General features: G+C 36.0%; 19 protein-coding genes. 5 read left to right on the plus strand and 14 right to left on the minus strand.

The window, feature by feature from the left end; all coding sequences use genetic code 11:
* The first annotated feature begins 97 nt into the window (after positions 1-97).
* The 3 genes from porW to uvrC are packed head-to-tail and all read left to right on the plus strand — an operon-like array spanning position 98 to position 6811.
* Positions 98-2704, plus strand: a complete 2607-nt coding sequence (gene porW, locus OO013_RS18805) for a type IX secretion system periplasmic lipoprotein PorW/SprE (RefSeq protein WP_266058560.1) — start codon at positions 98-100, stop codon at positions 2702-2704.
* Positions 2694-5003, plus strand: a complete 2310-nt coding sequence (locus tag OO013_RS18810) for a penicillin-binding protein 1A (RefSeq protein WP_266058561.1) — start codon at positions 2694-2696, stop codon at positions 5001-5003. Before porW ends, OO013_RS18810 begins: the two co-directional genes overlap by 11 nt.
* An 8-nt stretch (positions 5004-5011) precedes the next feature.
* Positions 5012-6811, plus strand: coding sequence for an excinuclease ABC subunit UvrC (uvrC, locus tag OO013_RS18815; protein ID WP_266058562.1), 1800 nt, complete (start codon positions 5012-5014; stop codon positions 6809-6811).
* A 74-nt stretch (positions 6812-6885) separates the two neighbouring features.
* Here uvrC and porN read toward each other — a convergent pair whose 3' ends face one another.
* The 9 genes from porN to OO013_RS18860 all read right to left on the minus strand — a co-directional run bounded on the left by porN (position 6886) and on the right by OO013_RS18860 (position 17236).
* Complete coding sequence (gene porN / locus OO013_RS18820; RefSeq protein WP_266058563.1) at positions 6886-7800, minus strand: type IX secretion system ring subunit PorN/GldN; 915 nt, start codon at positions 7798-7800, stop codon at positions 6886-6888.
* A 17-nt stretch (positions 7801-7817) separates the two neighbouring features.
* Positions 7818-9392: a type IX secretion system motor protein PorM/GldM gene (gene porM, locus OO013_RS18825; protein WP_266058564.1), complete on the minus strand. Its 1575-nt coding sequence runs from the start codon at positions 9390-9392 to the stop codon at positions 7818-7820.
* 43 nt (positions 9393-9435) lie between these two features.
* Positions 9436-10242 (minus strand): type IX secretion system motor protein PorL/GldL, encoded by an 807-nt coding sequence (porL, locus tag OO013_RS18830; protein ID WP_266058565.1) that lies wholly within the window; start codon positions 10240-10242, stop codon positions 9436-9438.
* A 56-nt stretch (positions 10243-10298) separates the two neighbouring features.
* Positions 10299-11354, minus strand: a complete 1056-nt coding sequence (gene porK / locus OO013_RS18835; RefSeq protein WP_266058566.1) for a T9SS ring complex lipoprotein PorK/GldK — start codon at positions 11352-11354, stop codon at positions 10299-10301.
* A gap of 170 nt (positions 11355-11524) precedes the next feature.
* Positions 11525-12484 (minus strand): PorP/SprF family type IX secretion system membrane protein, encoded by a 960-nt coding sequence (locus tag OO013_RS18840; RefSeq protein ID WP_266058567.1) that lies wholly within the window; start codon positions 12482-12484, stop codon positions 11525-11527.
* Between the two features lie 115 nt (positions 12485-12599).
* On the minus strand, positions 12600-13394 hold the full coding sequence (locus tag OO013_RS18845; protein ID WP_439651862.1) for a uroporphyrinogen-III synthase: 795 nt from the start codon (positions 13392-13394) through the stop codon (positions 12600-12602).
* An 18-nt stretch (positions 13395-13412) separates the two neighbouring features.
* The gene (locus OO013_RS18850) at positions 13413-14522 is read right to left on the minus strand and encodes a DUF4271 domain-containing protein (RefSeq protein WP_266058569.1); all 1110 of its coding nucleotides are present in this window, start codon (positions 14520-14522) and stop codon (positions 13413-13415) included.
* The gene (locus OO013_RS18855) at positions 14519-15541 is read right to left on the minus strand and encodes an MraY family glycosyltransferase (RefSeq protein ID WP_266058570.1); all 1023 of its coding nucleotides are present in this window, start codon (positions 15539-15541) and stop codon (positions 14519-14521) included. Before OO013_RS18855 ends, OO013_RS18850 begins: the two co-directional genes overlap by 4 nt.
* A gap of 36 nt (positions 15542-15577) precedes the next feature.
* A complete protein-coding gene (locus OO013_RS18860) occupies positions 15578-17236 on the minus strand; it encodes a BamA/TamA family outer membrane protein (protein ID WP_266058591.1) in 1659 nt (552 codons plus the stop codon).
* On the opposite strand from OO013_RS18860, the gene hemW reads away from it, so the two are divergent.
* On the plus strand, positions 17174-18301 hold the full coding sequence (gene hemW, locus OO013_RS18865; protein WP_266058571.1) for a radical SAM family heme chaperone HemW: 1128 nt from the start codon (positions 17174-17176) through the stop codon (positions 18299-18301). The two genes, OO013_RS18860 and hemW, sit on opposite strands and share 63 nt — an antisense overlap.
* Positions 18302-18381: 80 nt before the next feature.
* Positions 18382-18747: a hypothetical protein gene (locus OO013_RS18870; protein WP_266058572.1), complete on the plus strand. Its 366-nt coding sequence runs from the start codon at positions 18382-18384 to the stop codon at positions 18745-18747.
* Positions 18748-18794: 47 nt separating this feature from the next.
* Here OO013_RS18870 and OO013_RS18875 read toward each other — a convergent pair whose 3' ends face one another.
* From OO013_RS18875 to OO013_RS18895, 5 genes are all read right to left on the minus strand, one after another.
* Complete coding sequence (locus OO013_RS18875) at positions 18795-19526, minus strand: LytR/AlgR family response regulator transcription factor (protein ID WP_266058573.1); 732 nt, start codon at positions 19524-19526, stop codon at positions 18795-18797.
* Positions 19527-19550: 24 nt separating this feature from the next.
* Positions 19551-20579, minus strand: coding sequence for a sensor histidine kinase (locus OO013_RS18880; RefSeq protein WP_266058574.1), 1029 nt, complete (start codon positions 20577-20579; stop codon positions 19551-19553).
* 12 nt (positions 20580-20591) lie between these two features.
* A complete protein-coding gene (locus tag OO013_RS18885; protein WP_266058575.1) occupies positions 20592-20945 on the minus strand; it encodes a hypothetical protein in 354 nt (117 codons plus the stop codon).
* 222 nt (positions 20946-21167) lie between these two features.
* Positions 21168-22031 carry a substrate-binding periplasmic protein gene (locus tag OO013_RS18890; RefSeq protein WP_266058576.1) on the minus strand — a complete coding sequence of 288 codons (864 nt, stop codon included), beginning with the start codon at positions 22029-22031 and terminating at the stop codon, positions 21168-21170.
* A gap of 163 nt (positions 22032-22194) precedes the next feature.
* On the minus strand, positions 22195-23046 hold the full coding sequence (locus tag OO013_RS18895) for a transporter substrate-binding domain-containing protein (protein WP_266058577.1): 852 nt from the start codon (positions 23044-23046) through the stop codon (positions 22195-22197).
* Positions 23047-23053 lie beyond the last annotated feature (7 nt).

The raw sequence follows: 23053 nt of genomic DNA on the forward strand, positions 1-23053 counted from the left end.
CAAAATTATATATTTATTTGCGAAAAAAGGCTTGATTAATGTATAATTACGCCTTCTTTTCTTACGTTTACTACATAAATCGATTTATCTGCAGCAAATGCAATTTATTAAAAACTTACTATTTTTATTTTTATTGCTTACTTCTGTTTCGTGTGCTGTCAACAAAAGTAACCCTGTTAGCATGGTATGGCACGATACGAATGCCAAATATAATGCCTATTGGTTAGCACGCGAAAACCTGAAAGCTATTGAAGAAGATCGTCGTGCACAATACGAAGACAACTTCGAAAAAATTCTCTATATATATCCTCCACTCGATACTGCACAAACTAATGCATACGATGATCAACTTGAGGATGTAATCAAAAAAGCGTCAATGTCTATTCAAAGACATGAAGGCTCCAATTGGAATGACAATGCCTATGTAGCTGTTGGTGATGCCCGTTATTATCGAGGTGAACTGGAAGAGGCAGTAAATACCTATAAATATGTTAATGTTAAAGGAGAAGATGATAACACTAGACACGAAGCTTTAATCGGGCTTATCTATACATTTATTTTCAGAGGAGAAAGAAATAATATCATTTCGGTAATCGATTATCTCGGTAAAGAAGATCTGAATAAAAACAATCAAAAAGAATTCTTCCTCGCAAAAGCATATTTTTATCAGTTAGAAAATGACTGGGAAAAAGTTATACAAAATCTTGAAGCTGCTGTAGAACTTGAAAGCAATCACAAAAAAAGAGCACGATATTATTTTATCCTTGGACAGGTTTACCAGGATCTTGGCTTTGATGCCCTTGCCTATGAAAATTATAATCAATGTGTAAAGAACAACCCAAATTATGAATTGTTCTTTTACTCGAGGTTAAATATGGCCCAAGTGTATGACCTGGCTAAAGAGTCTGACACAAAAAAAATCAAAAAGTATTTTGAGAAACTGCTTAAGGACAGAAAGAACAAAGAATATAAAGATAAAATCTATCATGAAATGGGTGCCTTCGCCTATAAGCTAGACGAAGAAGGCCAGGCAATAGAATATTTTAAAAAGTCTGTGAGGCAGGAAGGGGCAAGACCCGTTATTAAAGCTGCTTCATTTCGAAGATTAGCAGAAATATATTATAACGACAGAAGGAACTATCGGCTGGCCAAAAATTACTATGACAGTACCGTTCAGTTCTACCCACAGGATGAACCGGATTATGAAGAATTAAAAAAGAGACAGCAAATTCTAGAGACTTTTGTCGGACATTTAGAAACTGTGGAAGCAAATGATTCTTTGCTGAACCTTGCATCTATGGATAGTTTATCTGTAAATAAAATTATTGAAGAACAGATAGAGATAAGAAGGCAGGAGATCGAAGAAGAGGAAGAAAGAAAGAAGGAAGAAGAAAAGAGAAGGGAACAAGCATTAGCCAATGCAGGCAAAAATACTTTCAACAGTTTTGATAACGATCAGGAAAGGGCTTCCCCGGGATGGTATTTTGACGAGCCTTCAGCCATAGCCAGAGGTATTAACGAATTTGAAGCAATATGGGGAGACAGAGAGCTGGAAGATAACTGGCGGCGCTCTAATAAGATCAGGCTCGCTGGTGATTCGCCTGTACCTACTGTAGATGATGTTGATGATGTTGCGAATGTCAGGGAAGCAGATGTTCTGGAGGAATCACCATTTGAAAATGATCCGCTATTGCAACCTGAAACATATTGGGCTAATATTCCTTCTACCGAAGAAGAAAAACAGGTTTTGGTTAAAGAAGTTGAAAACTCTTTATTCCAGGTTGGGAAAATCTATCATTTCGATCTGAAAGAAGATGAGTATTCTTTTGAAACCCTTAATGAATTTATTTCTCGTTTTTCTGATGCTGAAACTATTCCTGAAGCCCTTTTCTTACTAAAAGTAATCGCAGAAGCTTTAGGCGAAGACCCTTCAAAATATGAACAAATGCTCTTAAACCAGCATCCTAATAGCCTGTATGCTAAAATCCTGGAAAATCCTGATTATCTCAAAGAAAGCGAACAAGCTGCCAGAGAGTTAAGAGCCATTTATAAAAATGCGTATTCTCTGTATGAAAATGGAGAATATAAAAAAGCAGATTCTTTAATAATGGCCAGCATCAGAAGTATTCAGTCTAATGAATTTACAGATAATGCTATCTTTTTACAGGTATTAATAAAAGGGAAAACTGAGCCTTTAGCTTCCTATCAATTCAGCCTTCAAAGTTTTATTAAGAATTATCCGGATAGCGACCTGATTCCTTTTGCTGAAAAGCTTCTTGAACAAGCCAGGAAAGAACAAAAAAAATATGAAAATCTGTCTGAGGTCAGATATGAAATGAATCGGTCTGAAGAACATTACTGGGTCATGGCTGTCCCTACAGGTGGTGATTATATTAATGAGACCAGCAAGGCCGTAAAAGACGAATTAGAAAAGCTAAATAACGCAAACTTAGACTATAACTTACTTAGCTTAAATGATGATTTTGCACTCGTTATGATCCAGAACATCCCTGATTATGAGGGTGCAATGACAATTTTTAACAATTTTTTGCCAATAGTTGAGGAAGACCTTGCATATGGCAACTCAGAATTTTTTAATTTCGTAATTTCAAAGAGTAACTTTGACACTTTTTACAAGCGCAAAGACTTGACCGGCTATAACAGTTATTTTAAAAAACAATACTTGAATTCGAATGAACAGTAAAATTAAAGCTATAAATGAAAGGTTCGGCGGCCTCTTCAAAAAGCTTATTAAGGCTTTTTGGATACTTTTTATCGTCGGAACTTTATCCCTGGTTATGCTATTTGTAGCTGTTTTCCAGGATTGGGGTGGGTGGTTTGGCGGAATGCCAGAGCTAGCCAGCCTGGAAAATGCCTATGAAGAAAATAGCCTGGCCTCGGAACTTTATTCTGAAGACGGGGAACTACTAGGTAAATATTATCTTCAAAACAGGTCTCCGGTAACTTATGATAAGCTATCACCTAACCTGGTCAACGCTTTAAAAGCGATTGAAGATATTCGTTTTGAAGATCATGCCGGCATCGATTTAAAAGGAACATTAGCTATTCCGGTATACAATTTATTAGGTAAAAACCGGGGAGCAAGTACCATCACTCAGCAGCTTGCCAAGAACCTCTTCAAAACAAATGACTACGAAGGTTCGCTTACTAAAAACAATAGGCTTTTAAGACGTGGTATTGCAAAAATCAAAGAATGGATAATTGCTGTAAAGCTTGAACGAACTTTCACGAAAGAAGAGATACTTGCTTTATATTTAAATACGATTGAATATGCCAATAACACTTATGGTATCCGGACTGCTGCTAGATATTACTTTGATCAGGAAACTGATAGTTTAACCGTACCTCAAGCAGCACTTTTTGCGGGAATATTAAATGCTCCAAGCCGTTATAATCCTAAGAGGCATCCTGATGACGCTTTGCACAGAAGGAATGTAGTAATGAGTCAAATGGCCAAGTATGGCTTTATTTCTGAGGACGAATACGATACTTTAAGACTTACTGACCTCAACTTAAAAATTGTTGAGCAAACTCATAATGATGGTTTAGCTCCATATTTCAGAGAAGATGCAAGACAATATCTGAAAAAATGGGCTAAAGAAAACGGATATGATCTCTATCGCGACGGTCTCAAGATCTATTCAACAATTAATGCGAAAATGCAACGCTATGCCGAGGAAGCTTTAAAAGAGCATATGGCTGAGCTACAGAAAAAATTCATAGAAACCTTAAGAGGACGTGAGCCCTGGGTGGATGGTGATTTCAGGGTGATACCAAATTTCCTGGAATCCCGAGCTAAAAACACTGCTCAATACAGAGCTTTTGTAAACCGATATGGTGAAGGAGATGATTCTGTTGAGATCATGATGAACACCAAGGTGCCTACTACTGTATTTACATGGGAAGGAGAGAAAGATACATTAATGAGCCCAATGGATTCATTGAGTTACTATAAACACATGCTTCAAGCTGGTTTCGTAGCTATTAATCCTCAAAATGGAGAAGTTAAAGCCTGGGTAGGTGGAAATAATTATAAGTATTTCCAGTATGATCATGTTGGTCAAAGTAAACGTCAGCCTGGATCAACCTTTAAACCATTTGTGTATACAGCAGCCATCGAACAAGGATATTCACCTTGTTTTGAGGTAATGGACTCTCCTTATACTTTCCATATTCCTGGTGGTGATCCTCCAACATGGACTCCTGCTAATGCAGAGGGTAAGTATACAAATGAAGATATGACTCTCAGACAAGCTATGGCAAGGTCTGTGAATAGTATCACAGCAAATATGATGGATCGGGTAACTCCTCAGCGAGTAGTTAACATCGCTCATCAAATGGGTATCCAGAGTAAGATTGATCCTGTTCCGGCACTTTGCCTGGGAGTATCTGAAGTTACCCTGCTTGAACTAATTGGTGCTTATGGAACATTTGCCAACCTGGGCTTCTGGAATAAGCCTCATTATATTACTCGTATTGAAGATAAAAACGGAAATATCATTCACGAATTCACTCCTAAATCTGTACAGGCTTTAAGCGAAGAAACTGCTTATGTAATGCTACACATGCTAAAAGGTGGTGTTGAAGAAGAAGGTGGTACTGCATTAGGATTAAGCAGGAATGTTCGTGTTGACAACGAAATAGGTGGTAAAACCGGTACTACCAACAACGCCTCTGATGGATGGTTTGTTGGTGTAACTGCAGATCTTGTAGGTGGTGCATGGGTAGGTGGTGATGAACCTGTTATCCATTTCCGAAGCTGGTATTACGGACAGGGAGGTAAAACTGCATTGCCGATCTATGACAAGTTCATGCAAAAGGTATATGCTGACGAAGAACTGGATGTCGAAAAACGACCTTTCCCAAGACCGACTAAACCAATCACAATAAATCTGAATTGCGACACTGATAACGAAGAAGAATCAGACAGTACTGCTGTTGATGATGATGTAGTTCAGCCAGACGCAGCTGATTTTGGTTAATTAATTAAATGGATGAATTTCGATATAGTCCAGAAGATATAAAAAGACTCCCGGACAAACCGGGAGTCTATAAGTATTATAATAAGGATGATCAGCTCATATATATTGGTAAAGCCAAAAACCTAAAAAAAAGAGTTGCCTCATATTTTAACAAATTATCAGGGATCAGCAGGAAGACCAGAAAAATGGTTTCTGAGATCAAATCGATCGAAGTAACTATTGTTAATACTGAGTTTGATGCCCTTCTCCTCGAAAATAACCTGATCAAAAGTCATCAGCCAAGGTATAATATCCTTATGCGCGATGACAAGACTTATCCTCATATTGTCATTACCAATGAGCGCTTTCCAAGGATACATTCTACCCGAAAAATAGAGAAAGGTTATGGCACGTACTATGGGCCATATGCAAGCGTGCGGGCGATGAAAAATATCATAGACCTGTTACACAAACTATTTCAGATCAGGACGTGTAAGTACAACTTGTCTGAAGAAAACATAGAAAAGCAAAAATTTAAGGTTTGCCTGGAATATCATATAGGTAACTGTAAAGGCCCCTGTGAAGGATTACAGGATGAAAAAGAATATGATCATAATATAAACCAGGCCATAAATATTCTTAAAGGAGAATTAACCATCCCAAAGCAATATTTTAAAGCGGAAATGCAGGATGCTGCTGCTAACCTGGCTTTTGAAAAAGCGCAGTCTTATAAAGAAAAGCTAATGTTGCTTGAAGATTTCCAGGCTAAAACAACAATTGTTAATACGAAATTAGATGATGTCGATGTCATCACAATCACATCGGATGAAAAGCGAGCTTACATCAACTATCTTAAAATAAATCAGGGACAAATCACTGCTACGAAGACAACTGAAATCAAAAAGAAAATTGATGAAAGTGACAGTGATATACTTGCAACAGCAATTATTGATATCAGGGAATCATATGGGAGTACCGCAAAAGAGGTGTTCACAAATCTTGAAATTGAGTTTGATATACCTGAGTTTTCGATCGTCGTTCCAAAGATCGGTGATAAGCGAAAAGTTGTAGAGCTTTCGTTAAAAAATGCGATTCTATATAAAAAAGAAAAACTGAAAAATGTAGAGTCAAAAGCACCACCACATTTAGCAGTACTTACTGAATTAAAAGAGGCTCTACAATTAAATAGCGTTCCCTTCAATATTGAATGTTTTGATAATTCGAACCTGGGAGGAACTAATCCTGTAGCCTCTATGGTAAGCTTTAAAAATGCTAAGCCCAGCAAAAAAGACTACAGACATTTTCATATTAAAACTGTACAGGGTCCTGACGATTTTGCCTCAATGTATGAAGTGGTCACAAGACGCTATTCAAGACTGCTAAGAGAACGGAAGCCTCTTCCTGACCTAATACTCATTGACGGAGGTAAAGGCCAGCTTAGCAGCGCCGTATCAGCCCTGAAGGACATGAGCATCTATGGCAAAGTGGCTATTGCAGGTATTGCAAAAAGGTTAGAAGAGATTTACGTGCCGGAAGATAGTTATCCTATCCTCATTAGTAAAAAATCACCAGCATTGAAATTGCTCCAGCATTTAAGAGATGAAGCGCATAGATTCGCCATTACATTTCATAGAAAAGTCAGGAGTAAAAATGCCTTTAAAACCTCCTTGTCAGATATTCCTGGATTGGGAGAAAAGACGATAAACAAATTGCTTCAACATTTTGGTAGTGTTAAAAATATCAAAGAAGCTAATTACACCGACTTAGAGCAAGTTGTAGGAAAAAGCAGAGCTGAAAAGATCACGCAACACTTCAAAAAAATCGATTAAAATTATTACGTACTATAGAAATAAAAAAAGGGCCTCTTTCGAAGCCCTTTTTAATTTATTCACTAAACCGATGTTTAGAATGACCACAGGTCATGTTCCATTTCCATCAGTTTTTGCTCCATGTTAACTGACTCGATCAAGGCACGCTTACGATCAGAGTAGATATCCTCCAACTGAAGGTCTTCTGGATTATCAACTTTGATAATTCGTGCATCGAAAAGTCTAAGCTTAAAAGCATCTGCAAGGTTTCTGTGTTCTGCAGAATTTTGACGGTTGAACCATATAGATTGATCTGGATTCTCTCTCCAAAGCTCAACAAGATCTTCATACTTAAATGCTCCAACTCTTCTGTAAACACCAGTCTCAAATTCCTTTGCAGGAATAATTAAAGAGATAGACTGGATAGTCCAGTAAAGTCGAGATCTTTTTCTGTCGAAGATCATATCTTCCATGATCTCAAGAATAGTTACCTGAGAAGGGAAGAAAAGGTCGTCTCCACCAGAAACTGAAGAAGTTTCTTCGGCAGCTCCTGTGTCAGTGCCTTCAGCACCTGAATCTTCAGGAGTACCCCAGTCACCCCAGTCATCTGCGGCTTCTTCTTCTTCACCAAATCCCATGGCTTTTTCTTCTTCAGTAAGAGCTGCTGTGAACACCTCACGCTTCATGTTTTCAGTGAACTGCTCAACCGTCATCTTAGTAGTAAGACTATCATTTTCATAGATATCAATCTCACCAGCTAATGCTTTATCAATGATTAATTTTGTGATCTCATTGTTAAAAGCGAAAAACGGTCGGTTCATTTTCTCTGTTAAGTCCATTCTGCGCCATACTCGCTTTCTAAAGAAGATATCATCCTTGTAGATAGTATTTCCTTCTGCCGATGTGAATACAGCATCATCAGGCGTTTCCATCGAGTTTATCTGCGCGTTACCAGAGAACGACAACGCAAAGCCTGAAATGATAATCAGTAAAAATGATAGTTTTTTCATATCAGAAAAAAATTCTGTTAGTTAATAGGTATTGTAATAATTGAAGAACCAGATCCCATTGGTACATCAAGAACAGCACCTCTAAAGTTCATTCTTTGTACTTTAGATACCTCGATTACAAGTCTGTCTCCAGCTCTTGCTTTTCTGGCAATACCAGAAAGGCTGGCTTCAGAACCTCTAACGATTTGCTGGTCAACTGGTCTGCTACCACGTGCAAGAGTAATTCTCCATTCAGCTACTCTGTATCTTGCATCTTTAGGAAGCATTGCTTTAAAGTCTTCATCAGCGATCGCATCAAGTTCGATAGAAGTAGGACCTGGTGCAGGAACACCCTGCTTAAGGTTTACTGCTCTTCCTCTTGATTTTGCTACGATCTCAGGCTTAGGAACACGCTTAACTTTGAATTGTCTTGATCCAATTGCGTTTCCACCGCTACTTACATTAAGAGTAACATTCGCTGACGTAGGTATAACGGTTACAAGACCCGGCTTATTGCCTGCGATAGCTGTACCACCACGGCAAGAGAACTGAGGGTTGTACTCTGCACCTAAAGCTGGAACCTGAACATCAAGTTCATTTCCGCACTGTAAGTAAAGAGCTTGTACCGCTTGTGCAGTCACCTGGATTACAGGTTGAGCTACGAAATATTCGATTGTATCAACGAAAGCTGAGTCGTTCATTTCAATCTTACCAATGAATGTCTTTCTTGCAAGACCTGTCTTAGAGTCATATTTCCCTGGAGTAGCACGGAATTTAACTTTACCGTTAGATCCTTCTACAGGAATTTCTTCTCCGTTAACATACATCTCAGCGTTTCCGGCAGATGATGATGCAGCTAGGAATAAATCCGCTTCATACATTGCACCTGCAGCAACGATTGATGATTTAGGAACAACTCGAACATTTACAAGGTCGAATTTAAGGTCACCTGCACCTACTTGCTGAGCAAGAGCTTCTAACGCTCTGTTGGCTCTTGACATTACCTCAGTTTGAAACTGAGTAATAGTTGCAAGACCTGCTACAGTTGGTGATTGACTAAAGTTTAAGGTAGAAAAATCTTTTCCTTTCTGATCAGGATCATCTTTAAACAATGGATGCTCTTTGCCATCAAAAGCAATTTTAGAGAAATCCATTCCTGTTAATTCATTAAGATCAGCAACATATTGATTTAATTTTTGCTTAAGATCCTCACCTTTTTTCTGATTAATCATCAGATTAGCCATTTTCTCAGTGTCTTTCTTACCCGCAAGTTCTCCGTCGGCATCTCTACCTCCTGACACTTCGATAATCTCTTCTTTTACACCTTCTGTGTACTTTATTGTTTCAGATGCCAGTTCTCTAACTTTTTTAGCTTTTTCAAGAACGGCAACATCTTTCTCTCTACTTCCTGCTTCTTCGACAGCACTCTGAATACGCGCAACAGTATTACTGTTAATATCTCTTGTTTGCTTTACAGAGTTTTCAAGGCTGTCATTCAGGAATATAAATTTATCCAACACGGCAGATGATACGTTGAGGGCAAGCATTGCCATCAACACCAGGTACATAAGACCGATCATCTTCTGTCTTGGGGTTTCTTTAGCTCCAGCCATAAACTTTTAATTTAATTTTAAAAATTAATGATTACTATACTAATTACTTACCACCACGCATTGCAGTCAACATGCTGCCATAAACGTTGTTAAGTGAAGTAAGATTAGTAGTTAATTTACCAAGCTCATTCTTGAAAGACTCAGTTTCTTTAGCAGCGCCGGCCATGCTATCCATAGCAGTAGCAACGTTACCATAGAATTTCTTCATTGCTTTCAAGTGGCTGTTAGCATCCTGAAGCTCCATTTCATACACTGCATTCAGTGCAGATAGGTTCTTAGTTACCGATTGTACTTGTGAATGATACTCTTTTGCGTCTTTAGCAGCATTAGCCATTTCAGACATAGCAGTCATTGTAGTACCGTAAGACTTGTTCATGTCAGTTAATGACTTAGAAGCCTGCTTTACGTTTGCTGCATACTCGTTAGTTGCAACAGCTGCATTACTAAGGTCTGCCATTTTTGATGCTGAGTCAGAAAGATTCTTAAGACCATCACCTAAGCTCTTTACTAAATCGCCACCAACTTTATTAGACTCAAGTACTTTATCAAGTTGTTTAGAAACAGAATCACCGCTTCCACCAGCTGATTTGTTGCTGATTCCAAGAGGTCCGTCATAATCATCCGCTAATTCCGGATAAACTCTTGCCCAGTCAATATCATGATTTGGTTCAAAGGCACTTAGGAAGAAAATTAATGCTTCTGTTCCTAAACCAAGGATTAGCATTTCATTTGCTCCAGGCCAATGAAGAATCTTGAATAAAGCACCGATAATTACAATTGCACCACCAATACCGTATATTTTCGGCATAATCGTACCAAATAATAGATTAGATCCACCTTTTTTGCTCATCTTACTAGATTTTTAGGTTGTGAAAAAATTGATATTAAATTACAGATTAATTCTTTTTAGTTAAACTCAGCTCCGCTTGATCTACCTAAGTTGGTCAATGCACAACGGAAGCCTATATAAGCTCTTGTAGAATCCTTATGTTCATAAGTTCTCGTACCTGTTTCCAGGTAATAAGCGATATCCTTCCAAGAACCACCGCGAATTACTTTTCTAGGCTCTGCCTCGTCATAGTAGGTTGGGTTAAGGTCCCAAACTACAGGATAAGAAGCCGGATGAAAAGCATCCTCGCACCACTCAGCCACATTTCCAGACATGTCCCATAATCCCCAGTCGTTCGGGAAGTATTGTGCTACAGGAGCTGTGTACTGGAATCCATCATCATAATAGTTTCCTCTTCCAGGTTTGAAGTTTGCTAACATACACCCTTTTGAGTTACGTATATATGGGTTACCCCAAGGATATTTCGCCATATCACGTCCACCTCTTGAAGCGTATTCCCACTCAGCTTCAGATGGAAGTCTGAAAGTAGGCATCGCCCAAAGTCCTTGTGACGCTCTATAACTATTTAAGAAGTCTGTTCTCCATTTACAGAAGTATTTAGCAGCTTCCCACGATACACCAACTACAGGATAGTCGTCAAATGCCGGGTGCCAGAAATAATACTCCATCATAGGATCTCCCATGTGGTGAGCAAAATCCTTCACCCATACTGTTGTATCTGGATAGTAAACACTTAATTCGCCGCTTTCCCCTTCAGCCATAGCAGAATCCTGTTGTACGGTCTCGATGAACTGACGATACTCATTGTTAGTAATTTCAGTGTCATCCATATAAAAAGGACCGATTGTGATCTGCTTGTTCAGGTTGATCATTGAGGCAGCAACGTTTTGATCCGCCTGACCCATGTGAAAAGTACCTGCAGGTATGGCCACCATTCCATAAGGAACATTCATCACCCATCCCGGCGGACGTCCCTGAGCTCCTAGAAGCTCTCCTTTGTAGTCTCCACTTGCATTACCGCCACCGCCGCCGAATAATCCACAGCTTTGAAAAAATACAGCCATTGCTGATACGGCAAGCAATAGGGATTTTCTAAAGAAACCTTTGTTCATAATATACTGTTTTAAGCTTTTTTCGCAAAAAATCTATGATACCAAATAAATAACTAATAAAGAATATTAATTATTGTATTCAATTCTCAATTTTCGGTAAAGTAAAAAAATCTAATCCAAAAATTGAAGGTCGAAAACACTCAATTTCTTACAAGTATATAAAAATACTCCTAATGTCTGAATCTTGGTGTGCGAATTACTTTCTTAGCAGCTGGAGGTAGTACCGGTAAGGTGTAGCTCAGCATAATTTCATGTGAGGTTGCCTGTTTTGCACTTTGCTCTGATACTATATAGTCAAACGCATACCCTACTTTCATAGCGTTTTCTTTTAAAAAACTATAGCCTAACATGGCTATGATGGCTTCTTCCTGCCTATACGACAGTCCCGCATACATCTTTTCTTTGTATGTACCCAGTACTGCCACATCAAAAGAATACTGCACCAAATCTGTTCGAACAAGTAAAGATGGAGTTACGGTAAAATCATAATTTAAATCATAATCATACCCCCCCATAAAATACAAATGCGTTTTAATCGGGTTTCGTAAACTTTCGACGTTGAAGTCGAATTCTGCTTCAGTTATATGGGCAGAACTTACACCAATATAAAAATCTTCGTGCTGATACCAGGCTCCGATTGAAAGATCCGGACGGATTTGCGTCTCCTTTCCTTCACCTAATAATGGATCGTCTGGGTTGACAGCACGATATTGATCAAAGTCAATTGTTTGTGAAAATGCTCCGGCTCGTACGCCGAAACTTAATTTTGAATCGCCTACTTTTAAATGATATGCAAATGATCCCTGGATCTCAAGATTATTTTGTGGCCCAAGCTGATCGTTCACTATATAAAAACCTACACCACTACTCATTTTTAACAGTGCGGTGTTCATTGATAGCATTTGAGTCACCGGGTTTCCACCCACTCCGTCAAAAGTTGTATTATATCCTGCCCACTGTGTCCGGTGTAAAGCTGTAAACTTGGTAATACCTTCTACACCAGAATAAGCCGGGTTATAATATACCTTATTGAACATGAATTGGCTCAAAGGAACATCCTGCTGAGCCATGCTGACATTAGCTAGCAACAAAAAACTTGATATACAGGTAAAAAAGTATCGCAATCTCATGCTTTTCTTTAAACTAGAAATTTAAATATAGCAATTTTTTTATAATTGCAACCCGAGTCCACTAACTTTTTCAACACTGACCAGCAGGATGTGCAAAAATTTATCTAAATACTAATTATTCGAGGTTATTTGCCTTCTTAATATAGTATTCAATTGCACCTGTCATACTTGGAGCATTAGGCAATGGCGCCTCAATATCAAGTATCATGTCATGGTCTCTTACTGCTTTTGCAGTTGTCGGACCAAAAGCTGCAATTCGAGTATCATTTTGTTTAAAATCAGGGAAATTAACAAATAAGCTATTAATACCTGACGGACTGAAAAATGCAATTATATCATATGTTACATCATCAAGATCGGAAAGGTCACTGGCAACGGTTTTATACATTGTCGCCTCTGTCCAGTCATAACCATTATCATCCAGAAAATTTGGAATGTCGTCTTTTCTGATGTTCGAACATGGAAATAAGAATTTCTCCTTTTTGTGCTTTTTAAGGATTTCAATAAGATCCTGTGCGGTTCTTAAACCTGTAAAGATCTTTCTCTTCCTGATAACTATGTACTTCTGTAAATAATTGGCAGTCTGCTCTGAAATACAAAAATATTTCATATCAGACGGCACTTCAAGCTTTAATTCCTCGCAAATTCTGAAGAAGTTATCTACTGCATTTCTGCTGGTCAGAATTATTGCACTATGATCAAGAATTTCAATCTTTTGTTTTCTGAACTCTTTAAACGGTACGGGGTCCACTTGAATGAACGGGCGGAAATCAATTGTTAAATTGTATTTTTCCGCAAGTGCTCGATAGGGATTATTGGTACTTGCAGGTTCAGGTTGGGATACCAAAATCGTCTTAACCTCTTTAAGTCTAGACTCTACTTCCTTAGACATGGGTTTAATATCACTCATAAATTCACCGAAAAATAGTTAAATAATTAACAGAACTTTTACTGCTATTAATAAGGGTACAAATTCCGTTCCGCAAAGGTAGGAAATAATATGCATTTTCCTATAACCTGTGTAAGCTATTGCCTTTAGATAAAGCAATATTTCGGATAAAAACAGTAAAATTAATACTACGAATAATACTATATCGTAGTACGAACTGGAATTACTTAAAGGTGAAAAGTCGACAATTATAACCAGCATTAGTGATATCCAGGCTATAACTGTAAAATGCCTTAACTGAAAAAGAAAGTGCTCCGAACTGAATGAATCAATCTGATACATGCTGGCAAAAAAATTAATAATAAGTAACCTTATTATAAAAATCAGAAAAAATGCTCCTGTTAAAGCAAGGTACATTAAATAGTTGTTCTCTGGTAACCAGCCTGTTAAACCTTCCGGGTTAACTATTTTAGAATTGTTTAGTAAGGTTAAAAAAACATAACTATACGTGAATGATATAATAAAAATAGTGACAAAAGTCGCTAATTCAGAAGTTGCCAACCCCGAATCTTCTTCTTTCCTTCGTATAGAAAATAGCCGGTCACTACGATTTATTTCATTAAATTTTTTTGAATTTGCAGATTTGAAAATAACAATAAATAAAGCCAGGAAAAGAATAGCCAGAACCTTATGATCCGTGGATTTAGGAAGCCTGTTAAAATATGCAATGACCTTATTTTGAGATGTAATATTTTTGTTCTTCACGTAACTCTTTACTTCTATATCACGCTCAGGAACTAATCCGGGATAAAAAATAGTCAAAAACAACGAGTCATTTTCATATTCCTCAAATGTATTATTAACCGGTATAATTAACGAATCTTGTTGAAAAGTATAGACTATCTCATGGTTAATTAAAAAAGCAGACTCAATTGGTGCTTTTACCACCAACTCATCCCCAGACCAATGCTGTCTAGTTATTAACACATGTATTGCATCATGTGCATCATAGCTGCCAAAAGTGTAGGGTAGATATAATTTCTGAGTCTGATCAAAATACAACAGATCATGATTGTAATTTTTGATCAGGGTTTGTGAGGTAACTTCCCCAGCTATTAATACAAATAAAAAGAAAAAAAAGTACCTCATCCTTTAGGTAAATATGGTTTGGTTTTAACTTCAAGTATTAATGAAAATATGATGGCAACACCTCCTATTGCCAGAAAAACCACATCACTTCCATAATCTTTTAATAAAAACGCAAATAGTACGAATAATATATTAATTGTAGCTAGTGTTATAACCACTTTGGTTTGATTCAGGCTTAAGCTTAGCAATCTATGATGAATATGGTTTCTATCAGGATCAAATGGGTTCATGCCTTTTATTATCCTTATAATAAATACCCTGGTTGTATCTAAAACCGGAATTATTAATATTGCTGTTGCCAATCCTGCAGTACCAGGATCATTGTTTGCTGTAACATATTTTAATGCCATAACACCAACAGTAAAACCACATACCAGTGATCCGGTATCTCCCATAAAGATTTTTGCATTTTTATAATTATGTTTCAAAAAACCGAAAACGGCCCCTGCTAAACTAAATCCTATAAAAGCATATGCATTTTCTTCTATTAAAAATAATATTCCAAAAGTAATACTGATGATAAATATTATAGTCCCAGCCAGGCCATCCAGACCATCTATCAAATTAATAGCGTTTGTCAGACCAATTATTATAATGAATGATAAAAAATAGGACACACTGTCAGGAATAGAATATATGCCAAATAATCCATCCAGATCTGTCAGACGTATATCTGCCAAAAAAACAATTATTCCCGCAGCAAGAATTTGTACGAGTAGCTTCTTTAAAGCAGTTACTGAAATGATATCATCCTTTATCCCAATAAAAAATATCAATAATACACCGGCGATGAGATATTGAACTGACTCTTCAATTTCACCAAATATAAAAACTGCTGATACAAATCCGGCAAATATTGCCAATCCTCCTAAACGAGGAATATTTCTATCATGTATCGTACGATGATTAGGTTGATCAAAAAGTTGCTTTTGGGTAGCAACTCTTACGATTGATGGTATAGCATACACTGCTACCAGAGACGCCCATATAAAAGAAAGCAATAGGTTTAGTTCACTCATCGTCAGTTCTATCACGCTGATATTAATATTTCAAAGTTATAAATTTGCACGATAACCTACCTGAAATAACGGCACATTTGATGAAAACGCGTAAGGTTCTTTCAACAAAAAAGAAAAAGCAAGGTCAAGTTTGCCTGTCTTAAAACTAATTGACATTCCAGGGCCTACGCTAACAGGAAAGCTTTGTTCAAATCCAAACTCATTAAATGCAGCTGCATCCAAATGCAAAAACAAAAAGGTAGGACCCTGAAGAAATAGCCTTAATTCGCTTTGCAATGAGACCCCTTGTTCTAAACTAAGTGATTTTTGTGGCACTCCTCTAAATTCATTTATACCCCCAAATTGAAATGCCTCATTTATTCGTTGGTCATTTAAAGGTGCATAAACACCTGACAAGCTAAAGTTCAAACCGAATCTTGATGATAGTTTCCTCTGGTATGAAACATTAGCAAATGCTTTTATCCAACCCCCCGATATGTTATCAACCGAATCCGTTACCTTCCTTTTTCCTATAACAACATCAGAAAAAAATGATACTCCATTCTTCTGTATAGTTGAGAATTCATATTTCTCAACAGAAAAAACAATCCCATTAATATTAACTTTATCTGTAGGACTAAACCGGTTGTCGGTTTTTCCTTCCGAAAGACCAGAGTTATCTTCAAAGTAATAACCCAACCCATATCTTATCCCACTATTAGTTCCTCCAAACACCTTAAATTCTGATAAAACACGATTATATGAACTATCCGCCCTGATTATTTCTAATTTAGCGGATCCAAAGATGTTTGCTTTGAATAATCCCGGGTGATAATAATTTATAGAAAGGTATTGAGATCCTTTTCCGATTCTCTGCCATTCAAACGTCAATACTTTTGCTGACCTGAATAGATTGAAAAGACCTAAAGATGCCTTTCCACTAATTATTGTTCCAGAATTATTATTAGTTAAACCAACAAAAAAATCAGCATAATCTTTTTGCTTTCTTTTTACAGACAAATATGGCTCCGCTCTTTCTAATCTAAATAAAATAGTATCGATCGCTTCAAAATCCCAGCCAGGTAAGTGTAGAAATCGATTTGGTATATGATTTATTGTTTCCTGATTAAACCATTCTTTCGGGTTTACCTTCAAATATCTGGATAAAAAATTCTTATTCAGATTATTATCATTGGTCAGTTTTACTGTGTCAAAATAGATTTTTCTGCCTTCTTCCTGATAAAACTCCAACGTGCCCGCCTCTTTATTATATTCTTTAAATGCTACTTTTATAAATGGAAAACCAGATGAAAGTCCAGATTGTATAATTTCGTTTTTTATATGATCCATTTCTGATATGCTTCCCACCTCTTCAGAATAAATTATTTTATTTGATTCTTTATTTAAGATCTTAAGCTTCAAAGGAAATTTTAATGATGGAGCAACTATTATATAAATAATCTCGTCAGAACTCCTTAAGGTATCTATATCAATGGAGGGGAAGCCCGCTTTTTTGTATTCATTAATTATAAAATTGAGATCATTTATATCAGACCCGATAATTTCATTGTGTAATTCAGTATTTTGAACTTGTACCGAATAACTTTGTGCATTTCCTGAAAAAAAGAATAATAAAAACAAAAACACCCAGATTTGAGCGGTATTTATATTCATATTCCATTTTGTAAGCAGGCTTGTCATTATTGTGACTTTCACTTTAGCACTAGTTTAAAAAATATTGAACTTCTAACGGAGGCAATGTGCAAAGAATTAAAATTACAAAAAGATTTTTTTAATGGGCATAAAGTGAATACAATCTATTTTGGTGGCGGAACTCCTTCCCTCCTGGATAACAATAGCCTCAACAAAATAACAGATACGCTTTATGAAACTTTCGATTTAGCTAATATCCCCGAAGAATTTACATTTGAAGCCAATCCAGACGATATTAACAGTGAGAAATTAAAAACCTGGAAAAGCATTGGGGTGGACAGATTGAGCATTGGGGTACAAAGTTTTAATAAGAATATTTTAAAATTTCTCAACAGGGCCCATGATGACATGATGGCTAAAAAAGCACTTGAAGATTGCAAAAGCACAGGTTTTAATCGATTTAGTCTGGATCTGATCTATGGCATCCCGGGAAGAGATCTCAATGAATGGCGAAAAGACATTGAAAAAGCTTTATCATATGATCCTGAACACATTTCTGCATATTCTTTGACTATTGAAGAAAAAACAGTGTTTGGAAATTGGCTTCGGAAGGGTAAGCTTGAACCAATGGATGATGATGAAGTTATTCAACAATATTTATTATTGGTTAAAATTTTGGAAGATCATGGCTATGAACATTACGAAGTGTCGAATTTTGCGAAACAGGGATGTAGAGCAGTGCATAACACATCATATTGGAATTCGGTACCCTATCTTGGCATTGGCCCTTCAGCTCATTCGTTTTTAGAAAACAAAAGGTGGTGGAATATTGCGAATAATCAGGCCTATATCAACTCCTTAAACAATGGCTTAATTCCTTATGAATCAGAGACTTTATCAAAAGAAAATCAGATCAATGAATACATTATGACTAAGCTGAGATTGAAGGAGGGTATAGATAATAAAGAATTTATAAAAAGGTTTGATTATGACTTTATTGAAAAAAATAAATCATATTTACATGAAATTTCATCGCAGGAGCTAGGAGTATTATTGAATAATTTTTTTAAATTAACGACTAAAGGTAAATTATTTGCCGACCAGATTGCCTCTAATTTGTTTTACTAATGGTGAGTTGATCAAAATAATTTTTCTTATTATCGACTTTTAAAAGATTAATATATATTTGTAGAAAGTAATTTTTCGTAATGACTCAAGAGGAAAAGAAAGCCTTTATTTTATTAAAATCAGTTATTTTTCATTATCACGGGCTTGATGAAGATGAAGAAAAAATGCTCAGTGATACTGCTGATGAACTTGATGCGCATGAAGAACTTGAGTGGGCAAATAGTTTCATTGCGGAAGATTATTATACTGCTTTCCAGAGAGCCCGAAGTCTTCTTAATGAAGTAATTGGTCAGCTAGATAAAGAAAAGAAGCTGAATTATATAAAGTTGGTCTGGGAGGCTAATAACCAAAAAGGTTATATCACAGAAATGGAAGCAACAGCAATGTTGAAGTTAGCCAAAGACTGGGATGTTGAAAGGGAGCTGATCGAAATGATCAGAAAATAAACTGAATTAAACTATTTATTTAAATAATAAAGACATGATGAGTCTGATCACAAACTCATCATGTCTTTAAATTTTGCAGCCTGTCTTCTCGAAACTTCAATCTTTTCTCCTCCCTTTAGTTTAACAAGCAATCCTCCATTAAACCATGGTTCGATATTTTCAATCCAGTTTAGGTTAATTATATGTTTTCGACTCGCTCTGAAAAAAGCCTTATCATCCAATTTCTCATCCAGAGCATTTAAGCTTTTATGAATCATGGGCTTATTATTATCAAAATAAACCTTGATATAGTTTCCGTCCGACTCAAATAATCTGATTTCAGATAGTTTAACAAACCAACACCTCTCTCCATCTTTTACAAAAACCTGATCTTCTTGAGACAACTTTTCTTTTGATGTTCCTAAAGAAGGGCCACTATCATTTTGATTCACATCTCCTTCCTGTATTTTATGAATTGTTTCTTTAAGACGATCAGGCTGGATAGGCTTTAATAAGTAGTCAAGTGCATTGACTTCAAAAGCTTTAAGGGCATATTCATCATAAGCAGTTGTGAAAATCACTTTTGGCACAACTTCCAGCATTTCCAATAATTCAAAACCCGTTTTCCCTGGCATTTGAATATCTAAAAATAATAAATCCGGCTGATGCTTTTTGATCTTTTCATATGCATCATCAGCATTAACAGCTTCATCAATTATTTCGATCTGATCAAAGTTTTTTAAAAGGGAAGCTAATTCTACTCTGGCCAACCTTTCATCATCTACTATTATTGCTTTCATATCTGTAAATTAAAAAAATGGATATTATTTTAATGGTATGCGGATGCTGGTTTTAACTTTATTTTCTTCTTCATTTTCTATTTTAAATCCTGCCTTGCCCTTATATAAAAGATCCAGCCTCTCTTTCGTATTCGCCAAACCATACCCCTTGGATAAAGAAAGTGAATGCTTTTCCAGTTGCCCGCTATTGATAATTTTAATTATTAAATAATTATTGCTTTCAAATGCTTTTATAGATATACATCCACCCTCCACTAGATTACTTATCCCATGTTTTATCCCATTTTCCACAAGGGTCTGTATCATCATAGGTGGAACGCCAACATTTTCAATATTTCTATCGATATCAATATTAAAATTTAACCTTTCCTCATACCTTATTTTTTCAAGATACAAGTAGTCGGTAACTGTCTTTATCTCTTCTTTCAAATCAACGAATTTCTTACTGTCAAAGATCAGCGATTTTCTTAAAATATTACTCAGTTTAGTTATTGCAAGCTTGCTTTTATCTGGTTCAATATCAATCAGAGCCCTAATAGAATTGAGTCCGTTAAATATAAAATGAGGGTTGAGTTGAGAACGCAATTGATTTAATCGGATTTCATTGATATAAGCCTGGTATTTCAAATTTGCCCGATAATTACTGATATAATGATATGAAAAGTAAAGAACTGTCCAGATAAGAAATAAAAACTCATTGACAATTATCGTAACAATAAAAGTAGAAAATGTAATATCTGTCCTTGGGTCGTATAAATCAGTAAAATGCACAGTTGCAAGTCCCCAGAAATACCCAAGAATACTCATTACAAGAGTAGAGAAAAATACGCGTGGTAAAATTTTGGATATTGGGAGGTAAAGCCAACCCCTTCTTATAATAATTCCTCTGAAAAGATGAGTTACAAGAATGCTATAAATAGCGAATGAAATATAGCTAAAAGCAGCAGGAACAGATATTTCATTAAGAGTAAAATAATATCCAACTATCTGGATAAAGGCTAATGCAAACCAACCAACAAGTTGGCATATCCAATAAATTAAAGTTTTACTCATTAATTATTTATATTATACAGTATCAACAATAAATGACAGTACCTTAAAAAATAAATTCTGTCCAAAAACAACATTTTCATCAAAGTTTAAAATTGAATCTAATGCTTGTTGATTTTCACAAATAGTATTTTCGGCTGAATATTCCAAACCATTGGCAAGCACTGTATTGAAAAGTACAGCCAATATAATTATAAATATAGGGATAAGTTTCTGTGTTTTTTTGTATTTCCTGATTGAACTAAACCGCTCAAGAATTAAAATAGCCAATACAAGTAACAAAACAGCAGTTGACACTATCGGGTCAACAAATCCTATGTTGCCTGCTATTAGTATGATTCCTGTAAGAAGAATATAATATCGCGTCATGGCCATTTTTTATTTAAAATAGCATAAATCCACATTAAAAAGTACTAAATAAGTGTTTTGCGGTGTGAAAAAATGTTAAGCGGGAAATATTTAATTTTACTGAATTTGTAATTTTTCTAAGAATCATTAACTTTGAGTCTCTTTATTCATAGTTGATAAATTCCTAATGTTTTGGTTGAAAGATGGCTGCTCTCCCCGGGCAGCCGTTTCTTTTTTATCTCTTTAAGGATTTTGAACAGCATCAAGAAGTTTGAGAGCATTAGGTCCAAGGTGCTTCGCCAGGATACTTCGGTATTGGTCACTTTTTAAATATTGATCAGATAAAAACTGAGAAAAAACCGGTCCCCAATCTGATCCTTTAGGCATAATAAATCCAAAAAACTCATTTGCTTCATCCATTACCGGCTGTCTTTTAATCGTTCTGTAATCTTTAAGTGATGACAGATAATAGGTGAAATCCAGAACACTAAAGTATCTTGGATCAGTTGAAACTTTTTTACTTACGTCGACATTATTGTTTAAATACTCTATCTGCATAGCCGGAAAATACTTTGATTTAATCTGACGTAAATATTTTTCATTAGTAGATCCCTTTACAGTAACGGCTGTCATATTTTTAAATGCACTTCCAATGTCTGAAGGAGAATCTAAACTCGATACTGAGTTATGTGTAACCAGAATGGATATGTTATTAATAAAGGGTGAACTAAATGTATACAAGCTTTTTCTTTCTTGTGTTATTGTAATATTAGCAACTCCAACAGTGCCATTGGAAGCAGATTTTACAGTTTGCATGAAAACAGGGAAACTATTATCTCTCGCTAATGTCCAATTACCATTTATAGTAATTCCATATTTTGATTTCACCCATTTTTCGAAGTCATTAATTATATCAAAACACAGTCCATTCATACCCCCGGGGCCCTTTTCTATAAATCCGGGAGTATCCAGATAGATGTAATTGATTGTAGCTGATTTGGTTTGATTGGCTTTATTGAAAGAAGTTGTTTGAGAAAACCCCTTGAATGAACCTGTTAAAAATAATATAACAAAAAGTGATAGATAACTAAAAAAACTAAATTTCATACTTTCCTGATTTTGGTTAAAAAAGGAAAATAATAATTTTCAATTTTTTATGAAAACTTGAATATGATTTTTGCTTATTCTTAGTTTACCAAATAAAAAAAGCCATTTCAATTGATCCAAAGAAAATTTGAAATGGCTTAGTTATATAATGATTCTTCTTAAATCAATTGGCGTATGAATCTAAAAGCTTCAAAGCTGATGGTCCAAGGTGAGTAGCAATTGATTTTCTATGTTGAGGACTATTTAAATAAACTTCTTTTAAATATTTAGATAAAATCGGTTCCCAGTCAGATCCTTTTGGCATGACAAAACCAAAAGTTTCATTCGCCTCATCCATGGCAGGCTGTCTTTTTATCGATCTGTATTCCTTCAATGATGCCAGGAAATATCCTAGGTCTACAATAGAAAAGTATTTCGGATCTTCTGCAATCTTTTTACTGACATACATATTACTTGATAAATACTCTATCTTCATGTTCGGGAAGTACTTCTTCTTAAGCTCTAACAATGCTTTTTCATTGGTAGTGCCTTTTACAGAAAGGGCTGTCATATTTGCAAATGCACTTGATATCTCTGACGGATTACTTATGGTTGGCACTGAAGAGTTTGTAGCAAGAATTGAAATGTTGTTGATATAGGGATAACTAAAACTATACGACTTCTTTCTTGCTTCTGTGATCGTCACTCCCCCAACACCAATTACTCCCGGGCCTCCGGATTTTACTTTGTTCATAAACGTAGGAAAACTCTCCTTAGGCGTCGGAACATACTTAGTATTTAGTGTAATACCATATTGGGATTTTACCCAGCTTTCAAAACCGGTAAGAATATCTGCACAGATTCCCTTCTGACCTCCTCCTGAATTTTCAATAAAACCAGGGGTTTCCACGTAAAAATACTCAAGGGTTGCTGATCCTTTTTGCTTTGCATCGGAAAATGAAGTAGTCTGAGCAATTCCTGAAAAACACAAAAGAACAATAAAGGAATAGAGAATAGGTAGTTTAAAAAGTTTCATAATAGAG

This window comes from Mangrovivirga halotolerans, assembly GCF_026241165.1.
In the GTDB taxonomy this organism is placed as follows: Bacteria; Bacteroidota; Bacteroidia; order Cytophagales; family Cyclobacteriaceae; genus Mangrovivirga; species Mangrovivirga halotolerans.